Here is a 7,039-nt window from a genome sequence, read left to right as displayed (position 1 = left end):
GGAAGTTTGCGAGGACTACGAGCTCGTGGTTTACGATTCAGATGTCCTTCATTTTTCAGCTGTGTCTCCCAACGGTACAAGGTATCGGTTCCAATACCAAATAGGTCACAGGTTTCCTTTTTTGTGTGTCCTGATTGGACATAGGCAATAACGCGTTTTCTAAAATCAATTCCGTAAGTCATAAGTCTATTTTATCATACATCAAATAAAAACTAAACAACTATATTATATAGATAATCCTAGCAGTGATGGTCTGACAACCTATGAATTGGTTACAGAAGTAACAAATCCACAAAATACCAACTCTTCCTTCCCTCTGGTAGCAGTCATGAAGAACTATTACGCTAAAACTTGGTATCTTGGTGAACCAGCTTCGTTGGCAGGACGCGAGGTAACTATTGAACCTCGTCAAACGAATTAATAAGATTCGCAAGGAAATGTTTTTTATAGGCTTTTGGCACCAGTATTCCTTCAAAATTGAGAAGGTTCGAGGGTTTTAAGCCAACCAGTGGCAATCGTGTGTAGTTAAAGCTACTACGATTGCCTTTTTCTGCGAGTCCTCGTCTTTTTGCTTTAATAAACTAGTTCTTGTATAATATGATGAGGAAATGGGTGTATCCAGGGCTGCTGATACTCAATAAAAATCAAAAGTAGCCTAGGAAACGAAGCCGATAATCGAACTCTGTTGCTTTCTTATTTCAAGGCAACAGGCTAAAAAGCTCCACAGGAGCTTTTCACTCATCGAGGCAAGTTGACAACGTTTTAAAGAGTATGAAATCTGAAAAACAGTATAATAGAGTCTAGGACACGGAGCTATTTTTTTAGAAACTGTGGTATACTTTAGACATACTGCCTGACATCGTTTCAGTAGTTTCTGCTTAGAAAGGGCCTATCATCTTGCAATACAAACACTTACTCTTTGATCTTGACCATACTCTTCTTGATTTTAGCCGTGGAGAAGAAGTAGCCTTAACCCAGTTTTTGACAGCTATGGAGGTTGAAGATATTCAAGCTTTTAAAGATGTCTATCGCCCTCTAAATCAAGGCATGTGGAAGGATTTGGAAAAAGGGAACATTACAAAGAAAGAGCTAATAAACACCCGCTTTTCACGGACCTTTGCCCACTTTGGTCGGCAAGTTGATGGAAGGGAGATGGCCTTGCGCTACCAAGAATTTATTGGGCGGCAGGGACAAATTTTTACAGGTGCAGATAAGCTTTTGCAGGAATTGACACACCGAGGCTACCAGATTTATGCAGCGACCAATGGCGTGACCTATATACAGGAAAATCGCTTGCTTCACTCACCGATTCAATCGTATTTTAAAGAAGTATTTATTTCTGAGCAGATGGGGACGCAAAAGCCTGCGGCTGATTTTTATGAAAAAATAGCAGAGCAGATTGCAGGTTTTCAGTTTGACCAAGCCTTAATGATTGGAGACAGTTTGACAGCAGATATTCAAGGCGGCAATAATGCTGGCATGGATACTGTTTGGTACAATCCGACTCATATGATAAATAATAGTAAGGCAGTTCCAACCTATACAATTAGTAGCTATCAAGAATTATTAGACTTACTATAGAATGTTTTAAAAATTCTATAAGATTTTTCGTATATTTGTAATAAAAAATACACTATAAGGAGGAAAAAGTGAAAAGCTTACTGAGACGCATTCGTCCAACAAAGCCCCTAAAAGAACTCACTTGGATAGATTTGATTATTATCACAACGATTTTATGTGGTAATGCTATTTATACCTCAACCATGCAATGGATAGCCTCATTTTCCGCAACAAAAAACGTTGAAACAGGAGTTCTGTCGTTTAGTCCAGCCGATAATTGGTGGGCTCTAGCCAATCAAGGAAAATTATTCCTGTTTGCCCTGGTGTATTTATTGATTCGGAATTATGATTTCAAGCAGCTAAAAGTAAAATTAGAGTGGAGAGTTTTGCTCTGGGGACCACTGATTTTTATCGGTGCTGGTCTGATTAGCGATTTGGCATTTACAGCCTTTTCATATATTCCAGGTCTGTCTGGTGGGTATAATTTCCTCGGATACTTGCCTTACTATGACTGGAATATCATGACAGTGCTCAACCGTTTCCTAGCGGTTGACTACAGCACAGTTATCTATTCCTTGTTTAACGGCTTCTATGAAGAGTTCTTTTTCTTAGGCTTATTGTTGAGTACAGATAAGAAAAAGCGTTCGCTGGTCTTACTCTTTTCAACAATTGTCCGTATATCTTTCCATACCTATCAAGGAATGGTATCTGCTCTTGTTATTGGTGTAGCCTTCGGCCTTTTCTATTACTGCATGTACACAAAGAAAAATGATAATTTATTGCCATATTTCTTAGGACATGCTCTTGCGGATATGGTTGGTACAAGTTTCTTCTCATTGTTTATTGCAGGGTAAACAATGAGAAGAACGGACATCAAGCTAATCGGATAAAATTTCTTTCTCCCTACAGCTGACAAATGGATGATGATACATAGTTTCTATCAACTCGGTATCATCATCCGTTTTATTGTGCGGATATTTAGTCATTTGAATTAGTTTTGCTACATGGTCTCTTTCGATTGCTTTATCATATTTTTTATCCCATATTTTTTTGAATTGACGGTTTATTTATGTTAAAATGTATTTTTATACATCAAAAAGGAGTATAGATATGAAACAAATAAAGAATCGTTTAAAAAAACATATGTTTTGGATTGGACTCATTTCGCTGGTATTGATGCTCGTTGATAATGTCCTATTTTGTTATTTTAATATTGAATGTAGTCGTACCTTAAACCAAATCGAGCAGACGATTTGTATCATCCTTAGTATTCTTGTATTTTTAGGAGTGCTAAATAATAAACCGGATGTGAAGGTAGAAGACATCCTAAAAAATGGTATGTCATCTAAAAATCAACAATAGTGTTTGGTCGGGACTATTGCTGAGGTATCTCAGCTGTACTTACAGTTCATACTCTTCGAAAATCAAAATCAGACGTTGTTGACTTGATTTGATGAACTTCAGTTCTATCTGCATCTGCGTCGCCTAGTCTGATTTTGATTTTCATTGAGTATCAGTATCTCTAGCTAATACTGATTTTTCAAAATACAGTCAGTATTTCCTAAAAAACTATTTTGTATGTAAATTACTTTACTTGTGAATACAGGTATTTAACATCATATATGTCCACCAGTCGAAAGGCTGGTGTTTCTATTTATGACACGTATGTTATCAGGAATGCCACTATTTGAAGGAAAAGAATCGAGAGAAATTCAATGAACACTAAAAATATCAATAGTAGTTAAAATCATAAGCCGTCATTAGACGGAGTTTTATGATTGTGCTACAATAGACATAATTATAAGAGAACGGAGTGATGATAATGAAACGTACTATTCTATTATGCTTGCCGACTATGCTGTTACTAGCAGCATGTCATCAAAAGCCGGATCAGACCAATACTACAAAGAATTCGTCAACAGTTATTTCGACTACTTCAAGTCAGTCTACTTCAACAACTTCGGAGCAGTCAACAAGTAGCTCTACATCGGCGGAAACGAATCAAGAAGTAACAAGTACAGAGACTCAGGTAAATTTTAACGGTTCCTATTATAGTGTACAAGGAAAATATGGTGAAGTGATTATCGCTAATAAAAAGCATCCGCTTGCAGCTGATTATGCACCGGGCGAAAATCCTGAAGCCTTAGCAGCTTTTCAACGTTTAATAGCAGATATGCAGGCGCTAGGATTTGGTATCTCCAATAACTACAGTGGATTTCGTTCCTATGAAACTCAGGCAAGTCTCTACCAGTCTTATGTAAATCAGGAAGGACAAGCAGCAGCAGATACGTATTCTGCAAGAGCTGGATATAGTGAACATCAGACAGGATTAGCCTTTGATTTATTGGATACAAGTGGTAGTTTATTAGAAGAACCCAATGCTTCTCAGTGGTTGGCTACGAATGCGCATCTATATGGCTTTATTGTCCGCTATCTTCCAGGAAAAGAATCCAGCACAGGCTATATGGCAGAATCCTGGCATGTGCGATATATTGGTCAAGAAGCGACAGATATTTACAATTCAGGCTTGACCTTGGAAGAATATTTTGGTGTACCAGGTGGAGATTATTAATTTTACATTTAGTCAGAAATAAGTCGAAAAATTTGTCCGTATAACTAACTCGTGATATAATAAACCATCATAATTTTGGAGGTCCATCATGCTTAAAGCAATGGAAGTATACTTGGTTACTAATGGTAATGGTTTGGAAGCCATCGAGTTTTATAAAAATGCTCTTGGGGCAACAGTTGAGCAAGTAAATCTATTTAAAGATTTCTTACCAGACTGCCCTGCTGAACTAGAAAATTACGTGATGAATGCACAGTTTCGTTTGAACGGTCAGCGTTTTATGTTGTCAGACAACAACCCAGAAATGCCTTATACAGTAGGTGACAATATTACAGTTGCGCTTATCACAGACGATGCTGAGACAGCGCAGGAACTATACAGCAAGTTATCCGTAGATGCAACTGCTATCAATATGGAACTTCAAGCAGTTCCTTGGTCTCCTGCCTATGGTAATGTAACAGACAAGTTTGGTATCTCTTGGCAAATCAATGCTGAAGTAGAAGGCTACGGTCAGGAATATTACGCAGAAAACTAAAATAGATTGGACGTTGTCCAATCTATTTTAGTTTTTGCCAATAAGCTTTGTAGATATAAAGTTGAAGAGCAGCAGATAGAACAAATAGTAAGGTCATCAAGGCTGAGCTTACATAAGCTGCACCAATAGTGCCAGCTAATATGATGCTGACAACTAGAATAATGGCTCCGAGAAACATTGTTCCTATGATCGAGCCAGCAATCAACCACTGACCCGCTCCGCGACCAAATAACTGGTTACTATTTTGCCAGTTGAGCATGAGGAGTCGTTGGTCACGCCAGTAATAAATCTGACCAGTTAGCAGGGCTGAGATAATGATGCCGACTGTAAAGAAGAATGCTAGAATGAATTTGACTTTCATGAAACCTAGCGCCAAAGCAAAGTAAAGTAGAGTCGGTAGTGCAAATTGCACGGCAGCCAATACCCAGAATTTTTGGATGATAAATTTTTTGAAACTTATAGGAAGTGTTCGGATGAAATGATAATTTTCCTTCTCCAATGACATGGCCACCCCGATGAAGGTTGTAGAACCAGCAAATAGACTGCCAAGCAAGAATCCAGCTAATAGAGCAATACCAAAGAAATCCCATTCAACTGAACTCAGACCACCATTCTCTGTGAAACGGCTAAAACTTGGAAAAAGCGCCACTCCCATAATGATTGGTTGTATCATGGTTTGGACCATGAGGTTGCTATCTTTAAGAGTAGATAGGTGGTGTTTCACTAAAGCCTGATTGAGATTGCTAGGAATCTTGGTAGATTTAGCATTATTGGTCCGTTTTGTCGAAGCATTTTCAATCGCCAAAACTTGATTAAAGTAGTTGGGAATGACAGTTTTAAACGCAAACACAATAAGTCCAATCATCAAAATGAGAGGAAGTCCAAAATGAAGGAGTGTTTCTAGTGAGATAGTATGGCTGACCAAGTAATGGAATCCAGCAAATATAGGTATGATAGGAAAATCAACAAAGCCACCAGATTCGAGTGAAACGGTCTGCTGAGATTGCAGGAACATGAGTGCAGCAAAAGCCAGCAAGGAAGAACCTGTCATCAGGATTGTAGAAATCAATGTTTTACGAGGGCTTTTTGTCAGAACTTCCCCAACAAAGTGCATGATGATCAGATTGACTAAATTAACTAAAATCCAGAGAATCAAAAAGGAAGGAATGGAAGCTAAGGCGAGGAGCGGACCGCCAATTTGCCAGTAAGTAATCAGAAGTAAAGACAGACACGGCATGAGGAAGGGTAAGACCATCCCTTGTGCAGAGAGGATTTTAGCCAGAAAGACTTCTTGTGGCTTCAGGGGAAGTGCTAAATACAACTTTGTATCCTTACTATCGTAGAAAACGGAGAAGAAACCTGTAAAACCGTAGACAATGGCAATAATGGTAAAGAGCGCTAGTTGCAGAGAAAAGAAACCGATGGACTGACTATAATCTACTCCCATGAAAAAGACAGAATAGAGGAGTCCGAAACTCAAAACCATAAATACTTGTTGCAAGAGGACACTTTTATAGGCTGAAAAGGAGGCGTCTTTGCGCTTGCTTTGTTTCTTCTTGACGGAAGCTAGAAGTTGAGGATTGGAATAAAGAATATTAATCTTTACTAGTTCCCAAATGATGGATTTACTCATTCTTCCTCACCTGCCTTCACTTGTTGGCGTCCAGCTAATTCCAAATAGATGGTCTCCAAATCTTTATCTGGATACTGTGATTTGAGTTCATCTAGACTTCCTACGAAAATGAGTTGCCCTTTTCGGAGAATAGCAATGCGGTCACAGAGTTGTTCAGCCACTGAAAGGACGTGTGTAGAAAATAGAACGGTGTGACCAGATTGAGCATGTTCTTTCATCATTTGTTTTAGGTCGAAAGAAGCTTGAGGGTCCAGTCCAGTTAGGGGTTCATCCAAAATCCAAATATCAGGGTTAGGGATCAATGCACCAATAATAATGGTTTTCTGACGCATACCGTGTGAAAAACTATCAATAGGCTCATGCTGGCGCGCTGTCATATCAAATAGACTAGATAGTTTAGCGATACGGTCATCAACTGTATCCTTTTCTACACCATAGACCTTGCCCATAAAGTGCCAGTATTCAAATGCTGTTAAGTGTAGGAAGATGTCTGGCGAATCTGGAACATAGGCTATCCGTTTCTTGACTTCATCGCGGTTCTCCTCTAGGTTTAAACCATCAACAGAGATAGTTCCATAACTGGCTTCGATTATCGAAGTCAATAGACTGATTGTCGTTGTTTTTCCTGCCCCATTGTGACCAATTAAACCGAAAATCTCGCCACTTTCAATTGTCAAATTTAGGTCATCAAGCGCGATTGTTTCGCCGTATGTTTTTGTGATATGGTCAAATTGTATCATAG

At 38.7% G+C, this 7,039-nt stretch carries 8 protein-coding genes; 5 read left to right on the top strand and 3 right to left on the bottom strand.

All coding sequences use genetic code 11. The features are described from left to right. Positions 1-182: helix-turn-helix domain-containing protein (locus ODU55_RS09050; protein ID WP_398582609.1), on the bottom strand; the 182-nt coding region annotated here is incomplete at its 3' end. Between the two features lie 715 nt (positions 183-897). Between ODU55_RS09050 and ODU55_RS09045 the strand changes: the two genes are divergently transcribed. The 5 genes from ODU55_RS09045 to ODU55_RS09025 all read left to right on the top strand — a co-directional run bounded on the left by ODU55_RS09045 (position 898) and on the right by ODU55_RS09025 (position 4,664). After that, positions 898-1,581 (top strand): YjjG family noncanonical pyrimidine nucleotidase, encoded by a 684-nt coding sequence (locus tag ODU55_RS09045; RefSeq protein ID WP_172052524.1) that lies wholly within the window; start codon positions 898-900, stop codon positions 1,579-1,581. Positions 1,582-1,649: 68 nt separating this feature from the next. Then, positions 1,650-2,414, top strand: a complete 765-nt coding sequence (locus ODU55_RS09040; RefSeq protein WP_398582608.1) for a CPBP family intramembrane glutamic endopeptidase — start codon at positions 1,650-1,652, stop codon at positions 2,412-2,414. 256 nt (positions 2,415-2,670) lie between these two features. Beyond that, positions 2,671-2,922, top strand: a complete 252-nt coding sequence (locus tag ODU55_RS09035) for a phage holin (protein WP_024384420.1) — start codon at positions 2,671-2,673, stop codon at positions 2,920-2,922. A 454-nt stretch (positions 2,923-3,376) separates the two neighbouring features. Further along, on the top strand, positions 3,377-4,132 hold the full coding sequence (ldcB, locus tag ODU55_RS09030) for an LD-carboxypeptidase LdcB/DacB (RefSeq protein WP_398582607.1): 756 nt from the start codon (positions 3,377-3,379) through the stop codon (positions 4,130-4,132). 88 nt (positions 4,133-4,220) lie between these two features. Beyond that, the gene (locus tag ODU55_RS09025; RefSeq protein WP_002935466.1) at positions 4,221-4,664 is read left to right on the top strand and encodes a VOC family protein; all 444 of its coding nucleotides are present in this window, start codon (positions 4,221-4,223) and stop codon (positions 4,662-4,664) included. 22 nt (positions 4,665-4,686) lie between these two features. Here the strand turns inward: ODU55_RS09025 and ODU55_RS09020 are convergent, their stop codons facing one another. Beyond that, positions 4,687-6,297 (bottom strand): permease, encoded by a 1,611-nt coding sequence (locus ODU55_RS09020; protein WP_136581330.1) that lies wholly within the window; start codon positions 6,295-6,297, stop codon positions 4,687-4,689. Then, the gene (locus tag ODU55_RS09015) at positions 6,294-7,037 is read right to left on the bottom strand and encodes an ABC transporter ATP-binding protein (RefSeq protein ID WP_029171998.1); all 744 of its coding nucleotides are present in this window, start codon (positions 7,035-7,037) and stop codon (positions 6,294-6,296) included. Before ODU55_RS09015 ends, ODU55_RS09020 begins: the two co-directional genes overlap by 4 nt. Positions 7,038-7,039: the final 2 nt, after the last annotated feature.

The organism is Streptococcus sp. 2022WUSS037 (genome assembly GCF_044427225.1).
GTDB lineage: Bacteria > Bacillota > Bacilli > Lactobacillales > Streptococcaceae > Streptococcus.
Note: the sequence above shows the minus strand (reverse complement) of the source record. Positions and strands in the feature narration are given on the sequence as shown.

Bases quoted from the DNA above. Each gene is read 5' to 3' on its own strand.
- ldcB (WP_398582607.1), top strand. From the start codon at position 3,377: ATGATAATGAAACGTACTATTCTATTATGCTTGCCGACTATGCTGTTA.
- ODU55_RS09020 (WP_136581330.1), bottom strand. From the start codon at position 6,297: ATGAGTAAATCCATCATTTGGGAACTAGTAAAGATTAATATTCTTTAT.
- ODU55_RS09015 (WP_029171998.1), bottom strand. From the start codon at position 7,037: ATGATACAATTTGACCATATCACAAAAACATACGGCGAAACAATCGCG.
- ODU55_RS09035 (WP_024384420.1), top strand. From the start codon at position 2,671: ATGAAACAAATAAAGAATCGTTTAAAAAAACATATGTTTTGGATTGGA.
- ODU55_RS09025 (WP_002935466.1), top strand. From the start codon at position 4,221: ATGCTTAAAGCAATGGAAGTATACTTGGTTACTAATGGTAATGGTTTG.